This window comes from Pseudomonas sp. NPDC090752, from assembly GCF_055584805.1.
Map to the genome: position 1 here is coordinate 25,582 of NZ_JBVJLI010000025.1, position 21,146 is coordinate 46,727.

The 21,146-nt window shown below is 62.2% G+C and carries 17 protein-coding genes; all 17 read left to right on the plus strand.

Annotation, left to right across the window (positions count from 1 at the left end; all coding sequences use genetic code 11):
* Positions 1–25 precede the first annotated feature (25 nt).
* Complete coding sequence (locus ACZ6YA_RS24070; RefSeq protein ID WP_465900062.1) at positions 26–790, plus strand: secretin N-terminal domain-containing protein; 765 nt, start codon at positions 26–28, stop codon at positions 788–790.
* 492 nt (positions 791–1,282) lie between these two features.
* On the plus strand, positions 1,283–2,608 hold the full coding sequence (aceA, locus tag ACZ6YA_RS24075) for an isocitrate lyase (protein ID WP_401082853.1): 1,326 nt from the start codon (positions 1,283–1,285) through the stop codon (positions 2,606–2,608).
* Positions 2,609–3,472: 864 nt separating this feature from the next.
* Complete coding sequence (locus ACZ6YA_RS24080) at positions 3,473–3,886, plus strand: NADH-quinone oxidoreductase subunit A (RefSeq protein WP_003251427.1); 414 nt, start codon at positions 3,473–3,475, stop codon at positions 3,884–3,886.
* Positions 3,887–3,896: 10 nt separating this feature from the next.
* On the plus strand, positions 3,897–4,574 hold the full coding sequence (locus tag ACZ6YA_RS24085; RefSeq protein WP_172227868.1) for a NuoB/complex I 20 kDa subunit family protein: 678 nt from the start codon (positions 3,897–3,899) through the stop codon (positions 4,572–4,574).
* Positions 4,575–4,654: 80 nt separating this feature from the next.
* Positions 4,655–6,436 carry an NADH-quinone oxidoreductase subunit C/D gene (gene nuoC, locus ACZ6YA_RS24090; protein WP_465900065.1) on the plus strand — a complete coding sequence of 594 codons (1,782 nt, stop codon included), beginning with the start codon at positions 4,655–4,657 and terminating at the stop codon, positions 6,434–6,436.
* 2 nt (positions 6,437–6,438) lie between these two features.
* Positions 6,439–6,936 carry an NADH-quinone oxidoreductase subunit NuoE gene (nuoE, locus tag ACZ6YA_RS24095; RefSeq protein ID WP_019470486.1) on the plus strand — a complete coding sequence of 166 codons (498 nt, stop codon included), beginning with the start codon at positions 6,439–6,441 and terminating at the stop codon, positions 6,934–6,936.
* Positions 6,933–8,312 carry an NADH-quinone oxidoreductase subunit NuoF gene (gene nuoF / locus ACZ6YA_RS24100; protein WP_465900067.1) on the plus strand — a complete coding sequence of 460 codons (1,380 nt, stop codon included), beginning with the start codon at positions 6,933–6,935 and terminating at the stop codon, positions 8,310–8,312. The genes nuoE and nuoF overlap by 4 nt, the downstream gene beginning before the upstream one ends.
* A gap of 133 nt (positions 8,313–8,445) precedes the next feature.
* On the plus strand, positions 8,446–11,160 hold the full coding sequence (nuoG, locus tag ACZ6YA_RS24105; RefSeq protein ID WP_465900070.1) for an NADH-quinone oxidoreductase subunit NuoG: 2,715 nt from the start codon (positions 8,446–8,448) through the stop codon (positions 11,158–11,160).
* Positions 11,157–12,164, plus strand: coding sequence for an NADH-quinone oxidoreductase subunit NuoH (gene nuoH, locus ACZ6YA_RS24110; protein ID WP_400802003.1), 1,008 nt, complete (start codon positions 11,157–11,159; stop codon positions 12,162–12,164). Before nuoG ends, nuoH begins: the two co-directional genes overlap by 4 nt.
* An 11-nt stretch (positions 12,165–12,175) precedes the next feature.
* On the plus strand, positions 12,176–12,724 hold the full coding sequence (nuoI, locus tag ACZ6YA_RS24115) for an NADH-quinone oxidoreductase subunit NuoI (RefSeq protein ID WP_465900073.1): 549 nt from the start codon (positions 12,176–12,178) through the stop codon (positions 12,722–12,724).
* A gap of 10 nt (positions 12,725–12,734) precedes the next feature.
* Positions 12,735–13,235, plus strand: a complete 501-nt coding sequence (gene nuoJ, locus ACZ6YA_RS24120) for an NADH-quinone oxidoreductase subunit J (protein WP_019470483.1) — start codon at positions 12,735–12,737, stop codon at positions 13,233–13,235.
* Between the two features lie 3 nt (positions 13,236–13,238).
* A complete protein-coding gene (gene nuoK / locus ACZ6YA_RS24125) occupies positions 13,239–13,547 on the plus strand; it encodes an NADH-quinone oxidoreductase subunit NuoK (RefSeq protein WP_003251446.1) in 309 nt (102 codons plus the stop codon).
* The gene (gene nuoL / locus ACZ6YA_RS24130) at positions 13,544–15,397 is read left to right on the plus strand and encodes an NADH-quinone oxidoreductase subunit L (protein ID WP_465900075.1); all 1,854 of its coding nucleotides are present in this window, start codon (positions 13,544–13,546) and stop codon (positions 15,395–15,397) included. The genes nuoK and nuoL overlap by 4 nt, the downstream gene beginning before the upstream one ends.
* A 40-nt stretch (positions 15,398–15,437) precedes the next feature.
* Positions 15,438–16,970 carry an NADH-quinone oxidoreductase subunit M gene (nuoM, locus tag ACZ6YA_RS24135; RefSeq protein WP_403126602.1) on the plus strand — a complete coding sequence of 511 codons (1,533 nt, stop codon included), beginning with the start codon at positions 15,438–15,440 and terminating at the stop codon, positions 16,968–16,970.
* A gap of 7 nt (positions 16,971–16,977) precedes the next feature.
* Positions 16,978–18,447, plus strand: a complete 1,470-nt coding sequence (gene nuoN, locus ACZ6YA_RS24140) for an NADH-quinone oxidoreductase subunit NuoN (protein ID WP_465900077.1) — start codon at positions 16,978–16,980, stop codon at positions 18,445–18,447.
* Positions 18,448–18,573: 126 nt separating this feature from the next.
* Complete coding sequence (locus ACZ6YA_RS24145; RefSeq protein ID WP_465900078.1) at positions 18,574–20,625, plus strand: TonB-dependent receptor family protein; 2,052 nt, start codon at positions 18,574–18,576, stop codon at positions 20,623–20,625.
* Positions 20,626–20,973: 348 nt separating this feature from the next.
* Positions 20,974–21,120, plus strand: coding sequence for a hypothetical protein (locus ACZ6YA_RS24150; protein WP_465900080.1), 147 nt, complete (start codon positions 20,974–20,976; stop codon positions 21,118–21,120).
* The last annotated feature ends 26 nt before the right edge of the window (positions 21,121–21,146 follow it).

Here is a 21,146-nt window from a genome sequence, read left to right on the forward strand (position 1 = left end):
GCAAGAACCCGACAAATTTGCCATCATGTCCATTCCACCTGCGGAGATCATGGACATGCCGCTACGCCCTCTTTTCGCCTCGCTGCTGCTGGCTGCGAGCCTGGCCGCTCAAGCCGCCACCGAAGTGTTGCCACTGCATTACCGCAGCAGCGCCGAACTGCTGCCCGCCGCACAGTCCTTCATCGGCAAGGACGGCAGCGTCAATGCTTTCGAGAACAAGCTGATCGTCAACGCCCCCCCCGAGCGCATCGACGACCTGCGCGCACTGCTTCAGCAACTGGACACTGCGCCCAAGCGCCTGCTGATCAGTGTCGACAATAACGACAGCAACTTTCAAGACAACCGCGGCAATGCGCGTGTCATCCATTACGGCACCAGCAATCGAGACGGCGGCCTGCAGCAAGTTCAAGCCAGCGAAGGCCAGCCAGCGCTGATCCAGGTCGGCCAGAGCATCCCGATCACCAGCACCAGCACCGATGGCTACGGGCGTATTCAGAGCGACACCGAATACCGCAACGTCACCCAAGGATTCTACGTCACCCCAAGCCTGAGCGGCGAAACGGTTCGTCTGCAAATAAGCAGCAATAATGACCGAATGAGCCAGGAACGTGCTGATGTAGTAAAAGTGCAAAGTACCGACACGACCGTTACCGGAAGGCTGGGCGAATGGATCACCCTGGCTGGCTTCAATCAGCAGAGCCAGGCCGACCGCAGCCCGTCAAGTCGCACTTACAGCACCCAACGGGGTGAAAACATGACTTTACGTGTCAAAGTCGACCTTCTCGACTGATCCCAAGCAATTCAAGGCCTCGACCCAAGGCCTTGAAACTGACCGCCAAGTCGCATTAGACCAAAGATGTAGTAAGAAGAAAAAAGCACTACAAAACATTTGACAGGCCGTTTTTGGCAAGGGCATGATGGCCTCGCTCCCGCTAATCAGGGGCCCTGGCAAGGGCCTTCGAGGCGTACTCCTACCACCCTTGGAGACACCTCGTGTCTATACGGCCCACAAGGCGGTTCGACGGGATTGCGACTGCAACGAGAAGTTGTCCCGAGGGACGGAAGCGCATCACCGCAGTACTGGCAATCGCGTAGCACCGCAGCAAGGCATCCACGAGCCGACCTGCCGGAGTACCGCCTCGCCCGGCCTGCACCTCCTTCCCCCTTCGAGCCTTCGCGTTCGCCGCCGCACTCCCCCGGACAGGACAGCCGCCAGGCCCCTGATTCGCTTCGTGAGCATCAGCACAATTACCCCAAGATCGATGCGACGAGGTTTATTTCCATGGCACTGACACGCGAACAGCAAATTGCAGCCCTCGAGAAAGACTGGGCCGAAAACCCGCGCTGGAAAGGCGTGACCCGTACCTATACCGCCGCCGATGTCGTTCGCCTGCGTGGCTCCCTGCAGCCAGAGCACACCTTGGCCCGCGTGGGTGCAGAAAAACTGTGGAAGCTGGTCACCGAAGGTGCCCACCCGTCCTTCCGCCCTGAAAAAGATTTCGTCAACTGCATGGGTGCCCTGACCGGCGGCCAGGCAGTGCAGCAGGTAAAAGCCGGCATCCAGGCTATCTACCTGTCTGGCTGGCAGGTGGCCGCCGACAACAACTCGGCCGAGTCCATGTACCCAGACCAGTCGCTGTACCCGGTCGACTCGGTACCGACCGTGGTCAAGCGCATCAACAACTCGTTCCGCCGCGCCGACCAGATCCAGTGGAAAGCGGGCAAGAACCCAGGCGATGAAGGCTACATCGACTACTTCGCGCCTATCGTGGCTGACGCAGAAGCCGGCTTCGGTGGCGTCCTGAACGCCTACGAGCTGATGAAGAACATGATCGAAGCAGGCGCCGCCGGCGTGCACTTCGAAGACCAGCTGGCCTCGGTGAAAAAATGCGGCCATATGGGCGGCAAGGTGTTGGTACCCACCCAGGAGGCCGTACAGAAACTGGTTGCAGCACGCCTGGCTGCCGACGTTTCGGGCGTACCAACCATCATTCTGGCCCGTACCGACGCCAACGCCGCCGACCTGCTGACCAGCGACTGCGACCCGTACGACCAGCCGTTCGTGATCGGTGAGCGTACCCGTGAAGGCTTCTATAAAGTGCGCGCCGGCCTCGACCAGGCCATCGCCCGCGGCCTGGCCTACGCACCGTACGCCGACCTGATCTGGTGTGAAACTGCCAAGCCGGACCTGGACGAAGCCCGCCGCTTCGCCGAAGCGATCAAGAAGGAATACCCGGACCAGCTGCTGTCGTACAACTGCTCGCCTTCCTTCAACTGGAAGAAGAACCTTGACGACGCGACCATCGCCAAGTTCCAGCGCGAGCTGTCGGCAATGGGCTACAAGCACCAGTTCATCACCCTGGCCGGCATCCACAACATGTGGCACGGCATGTTCAACCTGGCGCACGACTACGCCCGCAACGACATGACCGCCTACGTGAAGCTGCAGGAGCAGGAGTTCGCTGACGCCAGCAAGGGCTATACCTTCGTAGCGCACCAGCAGGAAGTGGGTACTGGGTACTTCGATGACATGACCACCGTGATTCAGGGTGGGGCTTCGTCGGTGACTGCACTCACCGGGTCGACTGAGGAAGAGCAGTTCCACTGATAGTGTAGGTGGTGAAGGAGGCCCGGGGCTTGTGAGAGCCCCGGGCTTTTTTGTGGCTGTCACAACAGCTTCAGCGCCAATGAGACCGAGCGCCGCCAGCGCGGCGCTTCGCGGGGCAAGCCCGCTCCCACTGTCTACCTTCGGCCAGTCATGCCTGTGACCTCTTCACTGTCCGCCTTGTTTGTCCGACTCGATATCGAGGCGGATGCTGTTTGAGTCTCTTCTACCTCAGGCCATGCACCAAGGCTGACAGTGGATATGCCACTGACATGATTGGCCGAAGGTGGATCTGGGAGCGGGCTTGCCCCGCGAAGCGCCGCGCGGGCGGCGCTCGATCTCATGAACGCCGAAACCGTCGTGGCGAGCACCTCTCAGCCCCAACGCAATCCCCCTCCCAGCCAAGCCCCCATATCCCGTCTATGCTTCAACCCAACCGCCAAACCATTGACCCAGAGCGGTACCCCAACCTCAAAAAACTGATAGAACACGAGTCTTTCGCATTTGCAAGTGGGGCCAATAGCCAGATGAACTTTACAAGCCTCAGAACAGCCCAATTACAGAGCATCAGGTCAAATGATATTAATTATCATTACGCAACTTGTAATTCGTTACCACTCGCAAGAAACATAATTAACAAAACCAGTCGCAATGCCCGAATATCAAGGCTTTCAGCCAGTTACGAACAGGTTTTGTTCTAAATGCTACGAATAAATTTGCAACGGAAATTTTACTTGCACCGGGTTTACCCATAAAATCAGCCCGATTGATTCAGCTGCGACATTTGGTCACTGCACCTGCGACACCACGTCGCCGCTTTACTTATTTCAGACTGCAGAGCTGGGTCTCTGTATAAGGATCTCTAGCATGTCCGATTCGGCAGGACTCATCGCCCACAACTGGGGCTTTGCCATCTTCCTTCTGGGTGTCGTCGGCCTGTGCGCCTTCATGCTCGGCCTGTCCAGCCTGCTCGGTAGCAAGGCTTGGGGCCGCGCCAAGAACGAACCCTTCGAATCCGGAATGCTGCCCGTCGGCAGCGCCCGCCTGCGCCTGTCCGCCAAATTCTATCTGGTCGCGATGCTGTTCGTGATCTTCGATATCGAAGCCCTCTTTCTCTTTGCATGGTCTGTGTCCGTCCGCGAAAGCGGCTGGACCGGGTTCGTCGAAGCTCTCGTTTTCATAGCAATTCTGTTGGCAGGTCTTGTCTACCTATGGCGCGTCGGTGCTCTTGATTGGGCTCCCGAAGGTCGCCGCAAGCGGCAAGCGAAGCTGAAACAATGAGGCTTTGGCAATGCAATACAATCTCACCAGAATCGACCCGGATGCGCCCAACGAGCAGTACCCGGTAGGTGATCGGGAAACCGTCACCGACCAACTGCTGGAAGACCAGGTCCACAAGAACATCTACATGGGGAAACTCGAAGATGTGCTGCGTGGCGCGGTCAACTGGGGTCGCAAGAACTCCCTCTGGCCGTACAACTTCGGCCTGTCCTGCTGCTACGTGGAAATGACCACGGCCTTCACGGCGCCCCACGACATCGCCCGCTTCGGCGCCGAAGTCATCCGGGCATCGCCGCGTCAGGCCGACTTCATGGTCATCGCCGGTACCTGCTTCATCAAGATGGCGCCGATCATCCAGCGCCTCTACGAGCAGATGCTCGAACCGAAGTGGGTCATCTCCATGGGGTCGTGCGCCAACTCCGGTGGCATGTACGACATCTACTCGGTCGTTCAGGGGGTCGACAAGTTCCTCCCCGTGGACGTCTATGTGCCTGGCTGCCCGCCACGCCCTGAGGCTTTCCTGCAAGGCTTGATGCTGCTGCAGGAGTCGATCGGCCAAGAACGACGCCCGCTTTCCTGGGTTGTTGGTGATCAAGGTATTTACCGTGCCGAGATGCCAGCCCAGAAAGACCTGCGTCGTGAGCAGCGCATTGCCGTGACCAACCTGCGCAGCCCCGACGAAGTCTGATCCAGCGACCTGCCGCCCGCTCCCATAAGGAGCCGGCGGCCTGGCTTCATTCTTAACGTTGACCCAAAGCGACCGAGACCATGACAGCGGACAACGCTATTTATATTCCGCCCTACAAGGCTGACGACCAGGATGTGGTCGTCGAACTGAACAATCGTTTTGGCGCCGAAGCATTCGTCGCCCAGGAAACCCGCACCGGCATGCCCGTGCTGTGGGTCAAGCGCGCCCAGCTCAAAGAGGTGCTCAGCTTCCTGCGCGGCGTGGCCAAACCGTACAGCATGCTGTACGACTTGCACGGCGTCGACGAGCGCCTGCGTACCCAGCGTCGCGGCCTGCCGGCGGCCGACTTCAGCGTGTTCTACCACCTGATGTCGATCGAGCGTAACAGCGACGTGATGATCAAGGTGTCGCTCAGCGAAGGCGACCTGAACCTGCCGACCGTGACCGGCATCTGGCCCAACGCCAACTGGTACGAGCGTGAAGTCTGGGACATGTTCGGCATCGACTTTGCCGGCCACCCCCACCTGAGCCGCATCATGATGCCGCCGACCTGGGAAGGTCACCCGCTGCGCAAGGACTACCCAGCCCGAGCCACCGAGTTCGACCCCTACAGCCTGACCCTGGCCAAGCAGCAGCTTGAAGAGGAGTCGGCACGTTTCAACCCGGAAGCCTGGGGCATGAAGCGTCAGGGCGCCAACGAGGACTACATGTTCCTCAACCTGGGCCCGAACCACCCGTCTGCCCACGGTGCATTTCGTATCGTCCTGCAGCTGGATGGCGAAGAGATCGTCGACTGCGTCCCGGACATCGGCTACCACCACCGTGGTGCCGAAAAGATGGCCGAGCGTCAGTCCTGGCACAGCTTCATTCCCTACACCGACCGTATCGACTACCTCGGCGGGGTGATGAACAACCTGCCGTACGTACTGGCAGTAGAGAAGCTGGCGGGCATTCAGGTGCCGCAGAAGGTCGACGTGATTCGCATCATGCTCGCCGAATTCTTCCGCATCACCAGCCACCTGCTGTTCCTGGGCACCTACATCCAGGACGTCGGCGCCATGACCCCGGTGTTCTTCACCTTCACCGACCGCCAGCGCGCCTACACCGTGATCGAAGCGATCACCGGTTTCCGCCTGCACCCGGCCTGGTACCGCATCGGTGGCGTCGCCCACGACTTGCCGCGCGGCTGGGACAAGCTGGTCAAGGACTTCGTCGATTGGCTGCCCAAGCGTCTCGACGAGTACACCAAGGCCGCCCTGCAGAACAGCATCCTCAAGGGCCGTACCGTCGGCGTCGCCGCGTACAACACCAAGGAAGCGCTGGAATGGGGCACCACCGGTGCTGGCCTGCGCTCCACCGGTTGCGACTTCGACCTGCGTAAAGCTCGCCCCTACTCCGGCTACGAGAACTTCGAGTTCGAAGTACCGCTGGCCCATAACGGCGATGCCTACGATCGCTGCATGGTCCGTGTCGAGGAGATGCGCCAGAGTATCCGCATCATCGACCAGTGCCTGCGCAACATGCCGGAAGGCCCGTACAAGGCGGACCACCCGCTGACCACGCCGCCGCCGAAAGAGCGCACCTTGCAGCACATCGAAACCTTGATCACGCACTTCCTGCAAGTCTCGTGGGGCCCGGTCATGCCGGCCAACGAGTCGTTCCAGATGATCGAAGCGACCAAGGGCATCAACAGTTACTACCTGACGAGCGATGGCGGCACCATGAGCTACCGCACCCGGATCCGTACCCCGAGCTACCCGCACCTGCAGCAGATCCCTTCGGTGATCAAAGGCAGCATGGTCGCCGACCTCATTGCGTACCTGGGCAGTATCGACTTCGTTATGGCTGACGTGGACCGCTAAGCATGAACAGCACGCTTATCCAGACAGACCGTTTCGCCCTGAGCGAAACCGAGCGCTCGGCCATCGAGCACGAGATGCACCACTACGAGGACCCGCGCGCGGCGTCCATCGAAGCCCTGAAGATCGTCCAGAAGGAACGTGGCTGGGTGCCGGACGGCGCCATTCACGCGATCGGCGATGTGCTGGGCATTCCGGCCAGCGACGTCGAGGGCGTGGCCACCTTCTATAGCCAGATCTTCCGCCAGCCGGTCGGCCGCCACATCATCCGCGTGTGCGACAGCATGGTCTGCTATATCGGCGGCCATGAATCCGTGGTCAGCCAGATCCAGAGCGAGCTGGGCATCGGCCTCGGCCAGACCACCGCCGACGGCCGCTTCACCCTGCTGCCAGTGTGCTGCCTGGGCAACTGCGACAAGGCCCCAGCGCTGATGATCGACGATGACACCTTTGGCGACGTGCAGCCGGCTGGCGTTACCAAACTGCTGGAGGGTTACGTATGACCATTACTTCCTTCGGCCCGGCCAACCGCATCGCGCGTTCGGCCGAAACCCACCCGCTGACCTGGCGCCTTCGCGACGACGGCGAGCCGGTCTGGCTGGCCGAGTACGAATCCAAGAACGGCTACGCCGCTGCCCGCAAGGCATTGAGCGAGATGTCGCAGGACGACATCGTGCAGTCGGTCAAGGATTCCGGCCTCAAGGGTCGTGGCGGTGCAGGCTTCCCCACTGGCGTGAAGTGGGGCCTGATGCCCAAAGACGAATCCATGAACATCCGCTACCTGCTGTGCAACGCGGATGAAATGGAGCCGAACACCTGGAAGGACCGCATGCTGATGGAGCAACAGCCCCATCTGCTGGTCGAGGGCATGCTGATCAGCGCCCGCGCCCTCAAGGCCTACCGTGGCTACATCTTCCTGCGTGGCGAATACACCACCGCGGCGAAGAACCTCAACCGCGCCATCGATGAAGCCAAGGCTGCGGGCCTGTTGGGCAAGAACATCCTCGGCTCGGGCTTCGACTTCGAGCTGTTCGTGCACACCGGTGCCGGCCGTTACATCTGCGGTGAAGAAACCGCGCTGATCAACTCGCTGGAAGGCCGCCGCGCCAATCCGCGCTCCAAGCCGCCCTTCCCTGCCGCCGTTGGCGTGTGGGGCAAACCGACTTGCGTGAACAACGTCGAGACCCTGTGCAACGTGCCGGCCATCGTCGCCAACGGCAACGACTGGTACAAGTCGCTGGCCCGCGAAGGCAGCGAGGACCACGGCACCAAGCTGATGGGCTTCTCCGGCAAGGTGAAGAACCCGGGCCTGTGGGAGCTGCCGTTCGGCGTCACCGCCCGCGAACTGTTCGAAGACTACGCCGGTGGCATGCGCGACGGCTTCAAGCTCAAGTGCTGGCAGCCAGGCGGCGCCGGTACCGGCTTCCTGTTGCCCGAGCACCTCGACGCGCAAATGTACGCCGGTGGCATCGCCAAGGTCGGCACCCGCATGGGTACTGGCCTGGCCATGGCGGTCGACGACAGCGTCAACATGGTCTCGCTGCTGCGCAACATGGAAGAGTTCTTCGCCCGCGAATCGTGCGGCTGGTGCACCCCTTGCCGTGACGGTCTGCCGTGGAGCGTGAAAATGCTGCGCGCGCTGGAGAACGGCCAGGGCCGCGCTGAAGACATCGAGACCCTGCTGGGTCTGGTCAACTTCCTCGGCCCAGGCCGCACCTTCTGTGCTCACGCACCGGGTGCCGTCGAGCCCTTGGGCAGTGCCATCAAATACTTCCGGTCCGAGTTCGAGGCCGGTGTCGCGCCAGCAAGCGCTGCCGACACCCTGCGCCCTAACCTGGCCAAGCCCCTCCAGGCCGGGCCGATTGTAGTCGGCGCATAAAAAGATAGACGGCGGGTGGTCCGTGCCACCCGCCAGCCCGCTGGCCGGCCCGAGTGATTCGTGGCGTGCCTGCAGGCGTACAGATTTCCATTAGCCACGCCCGCTCACGCGGGCCAACGAAGAACTTTGAACAATGGCCACTATCCACGTAGACGGCAAAGCGCTCGAAGTCAACGGTGCAGACAACCTGTTACAGGCCTGTCTGTCGCTCGGCCTCGATATCCCTTATTTCTGCTGGCACCCGGCGCTCGGTAGCGTCGGCGCCTGCCGGCAATGTGCGGTCAAGCAGTACACCGACGAGAACGACACCCGCGGTCGTATCGTCATGTCCTGCATGACCCCTGCCTCCGACGGCACCTGGATCTCCATCGAAGATGAAGAGTCCAAGGCGTTTCGCGCCAGCGTCGTCGAGTGGCTGATGACCAACCACCCGCACGACTGCCCGGTGTGCGAGGAAGGCGGTCACTGCCACCTGCAGGACATGACGGTAATGACCGGCCACAACGAGCGCCGCTACCGTTTCACCAAGCGTACCCACCAGAACCAGGACCTCGGCCCGTTCATCGCCCACGAGATGAACCGCTGCATCGCCTGCTACCGCTGCGTGCGTTACTACAAGGACTACGCAGGTGGTACCGACCTGGGTGTCTACGGCGCCCACGACAACGTGTACTTTGGCCGCGTTGAAGACGGCGTGCTGGAGAGCGAATTCTCCGGCAACCTGACCGAGGTCTGCCCGACTGGCGTGTTCACCGACAAGACCCACTCCGAGCGCTACAACCGCAAGTGGGACATGCAGTTCGCCCCGAGCATCTGCCATGGCTGCTCCAGCGGCTGCAACATCAGCCCGGGCGAGCGCTACGGCGAGCTGCGTAGGATCGAGAACCGCTTCAACGGCTCGGTCAACCAGTACTTCCTGTGCGACCGTGGCCGCTTCGGCTATGGCTACGTCAACCGCACCGACCGCCCACGCCAACCACGCCTGGCCGATGGCACCAAGCTGAGCCTGGACGCCGCCCTGGACAAGGCCGCCGACCTGCTGCGCGGCCGTACCATCGTCGGTATCGGTTCGCCACGCGCCAGTCTCGAAAGCAACTACGGCCTGCGTGAGCTGGTCGGCGCCGACTATTTCTACTCCGGTATGGAAGCCGGCGAACTGGCCCGCGTGCGCCTGGCCCTGAGCGTGCTGAACAACAGCCCGCTGCCGGTGCCGACCCTGCGCGACATCGAAGACCACGACGCGGTATTCGTGCTCGGTGAAGACCTGACCCAGACCGCCGCCCGCGTTGCCCTGGCCGTGCGCCAGGCTACCAAAGGCAAGGCCGAAGCCATGGCCGAGGCGATGAAAGTCCAGCCTTGGCTGGACGCCGCAGTGAAGAACATCGGCCAGCATGCGCTGTACCCGCTGTTCATTGCTTCGCTGGCTGAAACCAAGCTGGACGACGTCGCCGAAGAATGCGTGCACGCCGCCCCCGCCGACCTGGCCCGTATCGGTTTCGCCGTGGCCCACGCCATCGACCCGAGCGCACCTGCAGTAGCCGGCCTGGACGATGAAGCCAACGCCCTGGCCCAGCGCATTGCCGACGCCCTGGTCGCGGCCAAGCGCCCACTGGTGATTGCCGGTACTTCCCTGGCCGACCCGGCGCTGATCGAAGCTGCCGCCAACATCGCCAAGGCCCTGAAGCTGCGCGAGAAGAACGGTTCGCTGAGCCTGGTCGTGCCTGAGGCCAACAGCCTCGGCATGGCGATGATGGGCGGTGAGTCCATCGATGCCGCGCTGGATGCGGTCATCAGCGGCAAGGCCGACGCCATCGTGGTCCTGGAAAACGACCTGTACACCCGCGTACCGGCCGCCAAGGTCAATGCTGCCCTGGCTGCCGCCAAAGTAGTGATCGTCGCCGATCATTCCAGCACGGCAACCCTCGAACGCGCCCACCTGGTGCTGCCAGCGGCCTCGTTCGCCGAAGGCGACGGCACTCTGGTCAGCCAGGAAGGCCGTGCCCAGCGCTTCTTCCAGGTGTTCGACCCGCAGTACCTGGACAGCAGCATCCTGGTCCACGAAGGCTGGCGCTGGATGCACGCCCTGCGTGCCACCCTGCTCAATAAGCCGGTCGACTGGACCCAGCTGGACCACGTCACCAGCGCCTGCGCCGAAGCCGCCCCGCAACTGGCCGGCATCGTCAACGCCGCACCAAGCGCCGCGTTCCGCATCAAGGGCATGAAGCTGGCTCGTGAGCCGCTGCGTTACTCCGGCCGTACCGCCATGCGCGCCAACATCAGCGTGCACGAGCCGCGTACCCCGCAAGACAAGGACACCGCGTTCGCCTTCTCGATGGAAGGCTACTCGGGTTCCGCCGAACCGCGCCAGCAAGTGCCGTTCGCCTGGTCGCCGGGCTGGAACTCGCCGCAAGCCTGGAACAAGTTCCAGGACGAGGTCGGTGGCCACCTGCGTGCCGGTGACCCGGGCGTGCGCCTGATCGAATCGCAAGGCGATCGCCTGAACTGGTTCAACGCCATCCCGGGCGCCTTCAACCCGGCCCGTGGCACCTGGACCGCAGTACCGTTCTTCCACCTGTTCGGCAGCGAAGAAAGCTCCTCGCGCGCCGCCCCGGTACAAGAGCGCATCCAGCCTGCCTACGTGGCCCTGGCCAAGTCCGAAGCCGACCGCCTGGGCGTCAACGAAGGCGCGCTGCTGAGCCTGAACGTCGCCGGTGTCGCCCTGCGCCTGCCGCTGCGTATCAATGAAGAGCTGGGCGCTGGCCTGGTCGCGCTGCCGAAAGGCCTGGCCGGCATTCCGCCAGCCATCTTCGGTGCATCCGTCGAAGGCCTGCAGGAGGCAGCACAATGAGCTGGTTCACCCCCGAAGTGATCGATGTGATCATTCAGGTCGTCAAGGCCATCGTGGTGCTACTGGCCGTGGTGGTCTGCGGCGCACTGCTCAGCTTCGTCGAACGACGCCTGCTGGGCTGGTGGCAGGACCGCTATGGTCCGAACCGTGTCGGCCCGTTCGGCATGTTCCAGATCGCCGCCGACATGCTGAAGATGTTCTTCAAGGAGGACTGGAACCCGCCCTTCGTCGACAAGATGATCTTCACCCTGGCGCCGGTCGTGGCCATGAGCGCCCTGCTGATCGGCTTCTCGATCATCCCGATCACCCCAGGCTGGGGCGTCGCCGACCTGAACATCGGCCTGCTGTTCTTCTTCGCCATGGCCGGTCTTTCGGTGTATGCGGTGCTGTTCGCCGGCTGGTCGTCGAACAACAAGTACGCCCTGCTGGGCAGCTTGCGGGCTTCGGCGCAGACCGTGTCGTACGAAGTATTCCTGGGCCTGGCGCTGATGGGCGTGGTGGTGCAGGTGGGTTCGTTCAACATGCGCGACATCGTTGAATATCAGGCCCAGAACCTGTGGTTCATCATTCCGCAGTTCTTCGGCTTCTGCACCTTCTTCATCGCTGGCGTCGCCGTGACTCACCGTCACCCGTTCGACCAGCCGGAAGCGGAACAGGAACTGGCCGACGGCTACCACATCGAATATGCCGGCATGAAATGGGGCATGTTCTTTGTCGGTGAGTACATCGGCATCATCCTGATCTCGGCGCTGCTGGTAACCCTGTTCTTCGGTGGATGGCACGGTCCGTTCGACCTGCTGCCGCAGCTGCCGTTCCTGTGGTTTGCCCTGAAGACCGGCTTCTTCATCATGCTGTTCATCCTGCTGCGCGCCTCGATCCCGCGCCCACGTTATGACCAGGTGATGGACTTCAGCTGGAAGTTCTGCCTGCCGCTGACCCTGATCAATTTGCTGGTGACCGCTGCGATCGTGCTTTACAACACGCCAGCCGTCGCGGCCCAGTGAGGATTTGACCCATGTTCAAGTATATCGGCGACATCGTTAAGGGCACCGGCACACAGCTGCGCAGCCTGGCCATGGTGTTCTCCCACGGGTTCCGCAAGCGCGACACCCTGCAGTACCCCGAAGAACCCGTGTACCTGCCGCCGCGCTACCGCGGCCGCATCGTCCTCACCCGCGACCCCGATGGCGAAGAGCGCTGCGTGGCGTGCAACCTCTGCGCGGTGGCCTGCCCGGTGGGCTGCATCTCGCTGCAGAAGGCCGAGACCGAGGACGGTCGGTGGTACCCGGAGTTCTTCCGCATCAACTTCTCGCGCTGCATCTTCTGTGGCTTGTGTGAAGAAGCGTGCCCGACCACCGCGATCCAGTTGACTCCGGATTTCGAAATGGCCGAGTTCAAGCGTCAGGACCTGGTGTACGAGAAAGAAGATCTGCTGATCTCCGGCCCCGGCAAGAACCCTGACTACAACTTCTACCGTGTTGCGGGTATGGCGATCGCTGGCAAGCCAAAAGGCACTGCACAGAACGAAGCCGAGCCGATCAACGTGAAGAGCTTGCTCCCATAAGGACAGAAAGATGGAATTCGCTTTCTACTTCGCATCCGGGATCGCCGTGGTCTCCACCCTGCGTGTGGTGACCGGCACCAACCCCGTGCACGCCTTGCTTTACCTGATCATTTCGCTGATTTCCGTGGCCATGATCTTCTTCGCCCTGGGTGCGCCGTTCGCCGGCGCCCTGGAAGTGATCGCCTACGCTGGCGCCATCATGGTGCTGTTCGTCTTCGTGGTGATGATGCTCAACCTCGGGCCGGCTTCGGTCGCCCAGGAGCGCGGTTGGCTCAAACCCGGTATCTGGGCGGGGCCTGTGATCCTCGGCACGCTGTTGCTGCTCGAGCTGCTGTACGTGCTGTTCGTCGCACCAAGCGGCGCTGGCATCAGCGGCACCACCGTGGGCCCGAAAGAAGTGGGCATCAGCCTGTTCGGCCCCTATCTGCTGGTGGTCGAACTGGCTTCGATGCTGCTGCTCGCGGCAGCGGTCACTGCCTTCCACCTGGGCCGCAATGAGGCGAAGGAGTAAATCATGGGTGCTATCCCTCTCGAGCATGGTCTGGCGGTTGCCGGCATCCTGTTCTGCTTAGGTCTGGTTGGCCTGATGGTCCGCCGCAACATCCTCTTCGTGCTCATGAGCCTGGAAGTCATGATGAACGCCTCTGCCCTGGCGTTCGTCGTCGCCGGTGCCCGTTGGGTCCAACCCGACGGCCAGGTGATGTTCATTCTGGTGATCAGCCTGGCAGCCGCCGAGGCCAGTATTGGCCTGGCGATCCTGCTGCAGCTGTATCGCCGCTTCCACACTCTCGACATCGATGCTGCCAGTGAGATGCGCGGATGAACCTTATCTTCCTGACTTTCGTCTTCCCCCTGATCGGCTTCCTGCTGCTGTCGTTCTCGCGGGGGCGGTTCTCGGAGAACCTGTCCGCGCTGATCGGCGTCGGCTCGGTCGGTCTCTCGGCGGCCACTGCCGCCTACGTGATCTGGCAGTTCAACGTCGCCCCGCCTGAAGGCGGCGCGTACAGCCAGCTGCTGTGGCAGTGGATGTCGGTGGACGGTTTCGCGCCGAACTTCACCCTGTACGTGGATGGCCTGTCGGTCACCATGCTCGGCGTGGTCACTGGCGTGGGCTTCCTGATCCACCTGTTCGCCTCCTGGTACATGCGTGGCGAGGCCGGCTACTCGCGCTTCTTCTCGTACACCAACCTGTTCATCGCCAGCATGCTGTTCCTGGTGCTGGGCGATAACCTGCTGTTCATCTACTTCGGCTGGGAAGGCGTGGGCCTGTGCTCGTACCTGTTGATCGGCTTCTATTACAGCAACCGCAACAACGGTAACGCCGCACTCAAGGCGTTCATCGTCACCCGTATCGGCGACGTGTTCATGGCCATCGGCCTGTTCATCCTGTTCGTCCAGCTGGGTACCCTGAACGTGCAGGAACTGCTGGTGCTGGCACCGCAGAAGTTCCAGGCGGGTGATACCTGGATGGTCCTGGCGACCCTGATGCTGCTGGGTGGCGCGGTCGGTAAGTCGGCACAGCTGCCGCTGCAGACCTGGCTGGCCGACGCGATGGCGGGCCCGACCCCGGTTTCGGCACTGATCCACGCGGCAACCATGGTGACCGCGGGCGTGTACCTGATCGCCCGTACCAACGGCCTGTTCCTGCTGGCGCCGGACATCCTGCACCTGGTGGGTGTGGTCGGCGGCGTGACCCTGGTACTGGCCGGCTTCGCCGCGCTGGTGCAGACCGACATCAAGCGGATCCTCGCCTACTCGACCATGAGCCAGATCGGCTACATGTTCCTGGCCCTGGGCGTGGGTGCCTGGGACGCGGCGATCTTCCACCTGATGACCCACGCCTTCTTCAAGGCCCTGCTGTTCCTTGCCTCCGGTGCGGTGATCGTTGCCTGCCACCACGAGCAGAACATCTTCAAGATGGGCGGCCTGTGGAAGAAACTGCCACTGGCCTACGCCAGCTTCGTGGTCGGTGGTGCTGCCCTGGCCGCCTTGCCGATCGTGACCGTTGGTTTCTACTCCAAGGACGAGATCCTCTGGGAAGCCTTCGCCAGCGGCAACACCGGCCTGCTGTATGCCGGCCTGGTCGGTGCGTTCATGACCTCGCTGTACACCTTCCGCCTGATCTTCATCGCCTTCCACGGCGAAGCCAAGACCGAAGCCCACGCCGGCCACGGCATCAGCCACTGGCTACCACTGGGCGTGCTGATCGTGCTGTCGACCTTCGTCGGCGCCTGGATCACCCCACCGCTGGCCGGTGTGCTGCCGGAAAGCGCCGGCCACGCCGGTGGTGACGCCAAGCACTCGCTGGAGATCGCCTCGGGCGCTATCGCCATCGCCGGTATCCTGCTGTCGGCTCTGCTGTTCCTGGGCAAGCGCCGCTTCGTCAGCGCCATCGCCAACAGCGGCATCGGCCGCGTCCTGTCGGCCTGGTGGTTCGCCGCCTGGGGCTTCGACTGGATCTACGACAAGCTCTTCGTCAAACCTTACCTGCTGATCAGCCACGTCCTGCGCAAGGACCCGGTTGACCGCAGCATCGGCCTGATCCCTCGGATGGCGCGTGGCGGCCACGTCGCCATGAGCAAGACCGAGACCGGCCAGCTGCGCTGGTACACCGCCTCGATCGCCGTCGGTGCCGTGCTGGTACTCGGTGCTGTGGTAGTGGCTGCGGTATGACTATGAATCTTGCGACTTTGCCAAAGGAAACCAACCCGTCATGATTTTGCCTTGGCTGATCCTGATCCCCTTCATCGGCGGCTTCCTGTGCTGGCTGGGTGAGCGCTTCGGCGCCACCCTGCCGCGCTGGATCGCGCTGCTGACCATGTCCCTACTGCTTGGCATCGGCCTCTACCTGTGGGGCACCGGCGACTACACCCTGGCGCCTGCGCCAGGCGCCGAACCTGCTTGGGCCATCGAATACAAAGTCGAGTGGATCAAGCGCTTCGGCATCAGCATCCACCTGGCCCTCGACGGCCTGTCGCTGCTGATGATCCTGCTCACCGGCCTGCTCGGTGTGCTGTCGGTACTGTGCTCCTGGAAAGAAATCCAGCGCCACGTCGGCTTCTTCCACCTCAACCTGATGTGGATCCTTGGCGGCGTGGTCGGTGTGTTCCTGGCCCTGGACCTGTTCCTGTTCTTCTTCTTCTGGGAAATGATGCTGGTGCCGATGTATTTCCTCATCGCGCTCTGGGGTCACAGCTCCGCAGACGGCAAGAAGACTCGGATCTACGCTGCGACCAAGTTCTTCATCTTCACCCAGGCCAGCGGCCTGATCATGCTGGTGGCGATTCTTGGCCTGGTGCTGTTCAACTACAACACCACCGGCGTACTGACCTTCAACTACAGCGACCTGCTCAAGGCCGAGCTGCCGGCCGGCGTCGAGTACATCCTGATGCTGGGCTTCTTCATCGCCTTCGCGGTCAAGCTGCCGGTCGTGCCGTTCCACTCCTGGCTGCCTGATGCCCACGCCCAGGCGCCAACCGCGGGTTCCGTGGACCTGGCGGGTATCTTGCTGAAGACTGCGGCCTACGGCCTGCTGCGCTTCGCCTTGCCGCTGTTCCCGAACGCCTCGGCGGAGTTTGCGCCGATCGCCATGACCCTGGGCCTGATCGGCATCTTCTACGGTGCCTTCCTGGCCTTCGCGCAAAGCGACATCAAGCGCCTGATCGCCTTCTCCAGCGTCTCGCACATGGGCTTCGTGCTGATCGGTATCTACTCCGGCAGCCAGCAGGCCCTGCAAGGCGCGGTGATCCAGATGCTGGCCCATGGCCTATCGGCTGCCGCGCTGTTCATCCTGTCCGGCCAGCTGTACGAGCGCCTGCACACCCGTGACATGCGCCAGATGGGTGGCCTGTGGCACCGCATCGCCTACCTGCCCGCGATCAGCCTGTTCTTCGCCGCCGCCTCCCTGGGCCTGCCGGGTACCGGCAACTTCGTCGGCGAGTTTCTGATCCTGATCGGCAGCTTCGCCAGCGTGCCGTGGATCACCGTGATCGCCACCACTGGCCTGGTGTTCGGCTCCGTCTACTCGCTGATCATGATCCACCGCGCCTACTTCGGCCCAAGCAAGAGCGACACCGTGCTGGCTGGCATGGACGGCCGCGAGCTGATCATGGTGCTGGGCCTGGCGGTGCTGCTGATCGTTCTGGGCGTGTATCCGCAGCCGTTCCTCGACACCTCTGCCGCCACCATGAGCGGTGTGCAGCAGTGGCTCGGTTCCGCTTTCACTCAACTCGCTTCGGCCCGGTAAGAGCGCTATGGAATTCACCACTCAACACTTCATCGCATTGGCGCCGATGCTGATCACCACCATCACCACGGTGGTGGTGATGCTGGCGATCGCCTGGAAGCGCAACCACTCGCAGACCTTCCTGCTGTCCACTGTAGGCCTGAACCTGGCCCTGCTGTCGATTCTTCCGGTCTTGAAGGTCGCGCCCCTGGCGGTTACCCCGCTGATCACCATCGACAAGTTCGCCTGCCTGTACATGGCGATCATCCTGGTGGCCACGCTGGCCTGCGTCACCCTCGCCCACGCCTACCTGGGCGAAGGCGCCAAGGGCTTCCCGGGCAACCGTGAAGAACTTTACCTGCTGCTGCTGATGTCGGCCCTCGGTGGCCTGGTGCTGGTCAGCGCCAACCACCTCGCCGGCCTGTTCATCGGCCTGGAACTGCTGTCGGTGCCGGTGTATGGCCTGGTGGCGTACGCGTTCTTCAACAAGCGGTCGCTGGAAGCCGGCATCAAGTACATGGTGCTGTCGGCTGCAGGCTCGGCGTTCCTGCTGTTCGGCATGGCGCTGCTGTATGCCGATGCGGGCAGCCTGAGCTTCGACCAGATCGGCAAGGCACTGGCTGCCACCAGCATGCCAAGCCTGGTGGCCCAGCTGGGCCTGGGCATGATGCTGGTCGGCCTGGCCTTCAAGCTGTCGCTGGTACCCTTCCACCTGTGGACCCCGGACGTGTACGAGGGCGCCCCGGCGCCGGTCGCCGCGTTCCTGGCCACCGCCAGCAAGGTCGCGGTGTTCGCCGTGGTGGTGCGCCTGTTCATGCTCTCCCCAGCTGCCAGCAGCGGCGTGCTGAGCACCGTGCTGGCAGTGATCGCGGTCGCCTCGATCCTGATCGGCAACCTGCTGGCGCTGACCCAGAGCAACCTCAAGCGTCTGCTCGGTTACTCGTCCATCGCCCACTTCGGCTACCTGCTGATCGCCCTGATCGCCAGCAAGGGCCTGGCCCTGGAAGCCATGGGCGTGTACCTGGTCACCTACGTGATCACCAGCCTCGGCGCCTTCGGTGTGATCACCCTGATGTCCTCGCCTTATGGCGGCCGTGACGCCGACGCGCTGTACGAGTACCGCGGCCTGTTCTGGCGCCGCCCGTACCTGACCGCAGTGCTGACCGTGATGATGCTGTCGCTGGCTGGTATTCCCCTGACCGCTGGCTTCATCGGCAAGTTCTACATCATCGCCACCGGCGTCGAGTCGCACCTGTGGTGGCTGGTCGGGGCACTGGTAATCGGTAGCGCCATCGGCGTGTACTATTACCTGCGCGTCATGGTCACCCTGTACCTGGTCGAGCCGAACCTGCGTCGCCACGATGCCCCACTGAAGTGGGAACAGCGCACCGGTGGCGTCATGCTGCTGGCCATCGCCATCCTCGCCTTCATTCTGGGCGTGTACCCGCAGCCACTGCTGGAAATGGTTCAGCAGGCTGGCCTGCAACTGATCGGCTGATTGTTCAGCGATTCGGAATACCCCGCCTCGGCGGGGTTTTTCTTTTTCCGGGCTACAGAACGAAAGCTGTGCTTCGTCTGACAGTTGCAGCGTCAGATTCCCGCTTATCGATCTGGAACCCATGAAATGCGCCCCTCCCTCCCCCTCTCCTTGCTGGCCCTGTTGGCTGCCAACGCTGCCCAGGCCACAGGCCGCGTCGAACTTGATCAGGTGTTGATCGAGGACCAGCAACAGACCGAACTGGAAAGCGCCGCCGAGCGCCTGCGGGAGATCCCCGGCGCCAGCAACCTGGTGGACATGGACAAGGTGGGCCAGGGTCGGGTCGCCAACAATCAGGATGTGCTGGCCTACCAGCCCGGCGTGTTCGCCCAGTCGGCGGGCAACGACGGCATCAAGCTGTCGATCCGTGGCTCGGGCATCAACCGCGCACCCGGGGCGCACGGTTCAGGCGTGTACACGATGTTCGACGGGCTGCCGCTGACCGGCCCTGGCGGTACGCCCTACGAGCTGTTCGAGCCGCTGTGGCTGAGCCGCGCCGAAGTGTTGCGCGGTGCCAACGGCTTCGATGTGGGCTCGCTGGCTCTGGGCGGCGCAATCAACTACGTGACCCACACCGGTTACGATGCAGCGCCGCTGCAGGTGCGTTACGAAGCGGGCAGCCGTGGCTACCAGCACCGGCACATCAGTTCGGGGCAGGTATTGGGCAACCTCGACTACTACGTGGCCCTGACCGACTCGGAGTATGACGGCTACCAGGACCACAGCAGCGGTAGCGCCAAAGGCATTGCCGCCAATGTCGGCTATCGCTTCAACCCAAACCTGGAAACACGCTTCTACCTGCGCTACCGGGAAACCGAGAACGACCTGGCCGGGCGCCTGACCAAAGAGCAGATCCAGCATGACCCGCGCGCCGCCAACGCCGCGTACCGGGCCCGCGACGACAGCCGCCCTCAGCCCGGCAGCACCTGGGTCGCCAACAAGACGACCTTTTACCTCGAAGACGATGCCCGAGTAGAAGCCGGGCTGGTCTATCACGACTTCCCGATGGACCTGCGCGAAGGCCCGATGCGCCTGAAGGTCGCCTACACCGATGTCAGCGGTACGCTCAATTACATGCGCCGCGACACCTTGTTCGGCCATGAAAGCAAGACCACCGTGGGTTGGCGGACCACCAAGCACCTGCCCAACAGCGGCGCCTCGCAGTTTTCCCGCAGCAGTGGCGACAACTTCGGCGCGCGCAGCCGCGACTTCAGCTACCAAGGCTCGGACACCGTCCTGCATGTCGGCAACGACCTGGAACTGATCCCTGACCTGTGGCTGACCACGGGCCTGGCGATGATCTACACCCGCCGCGAAAGCGACGTCACCTACCCCGCCACCGGCGGCAAGGTCAGCCAGCACGATTGGGACTACGCGCCGCGCCTGGGCCTGCGCTATGACATCAACCCGCAGCTGCAGGTGTATGGCAACCTGAGCCGCTCGGTCGAGCCGCCTCACCCGTGGTCGCTGATCTGGAGCTCGACGGTCGCCACGCAACCGATCGAGATGCAGAACCAGACCGCCACCACCCTTGAATTGGGTGCACGTGGCGATTCAGCATTGGGCCGTTGGGACCTGGCCTGGTACTACTCGCAAGTGCGCCACGAGCTGCTCGCTGTGGAAATCGTACAAGGCCAGCCGGCCAAGGAGTTCAACGCCAGCGCCACCGTGCACCAAGGCGTAGAGGCCGGCCTGGAGAGCACCCTCTGGGAGCGCCCGGGCACTGGCAAGCTGAGCCTGCGCCAGGCTTACACCTTCAATGACTTCCATTACCGCGACGACAACAAGTTCGGCGATAACCGTCTTCCTGGTATCCCCATGCACTACTACCAGGCCGAACTGCGCTATGACTGGCCCAGCGGGTTCTACACCGGGATCAATACGCAAATGGCCTCCAAGGTGCAGGTCGACTACGCCAATAGCTACCACGCCGATGCCTACGCGCTGCTGGGTGCGCGGTTGGGCTGGGACTCGCAGAAACAGGACTGGCGGACCTGGTTGGACTTACGCAACCTGACCAACAAGCGTTATGCAGCAACGGTTACCCCTGGATATGACGACAACGGAGCCGACATTGCCCGCTCTACACCAGGCGAGGGCTTTGCCGCTTACATGGGGATTTCTTACACTTTTAAGTAGGATTTGAACACTGATACCAGTCGTAGGTTGCCTTTATTGTGTGAATTAACCTTCAAAGGCAACACGACTAATCAACCCACCTCGAAAATCTTGAATGTCATAACCAAAAAAACTGCAAACCTCAGTAATTATTCCTACTTATAAAGCTCAAACGGCACGCACTTCGAGCATTTAACTAGCTGATTTTTCAAAAGTTTATACACGAACCTATTCGCGACCCCTCCAGACGAAAACTGTCACACCACTGCGCGAGCGTCACCACCTGATATCTTGCTTCACCTCAAACTAACTCCAATAATTGAAACGCGATGAGTGCCATCGCACCTCAATAAAAAAAGGAGTTAGATCATGGGTTACACTTTCAGCGGCATTAGTTGGAAACTGGACGAACAGGTTAAAGAGTTCACGCCTGAAGAACAGCATCAGCAAATGGCTCAGCGCATCGAGACGCTGAAACTGAGCGAGCGCGAGCAAAAAGAACTGCTCGCTGAGTGATGCACCTGGCAAGGTGACCGTCGAGG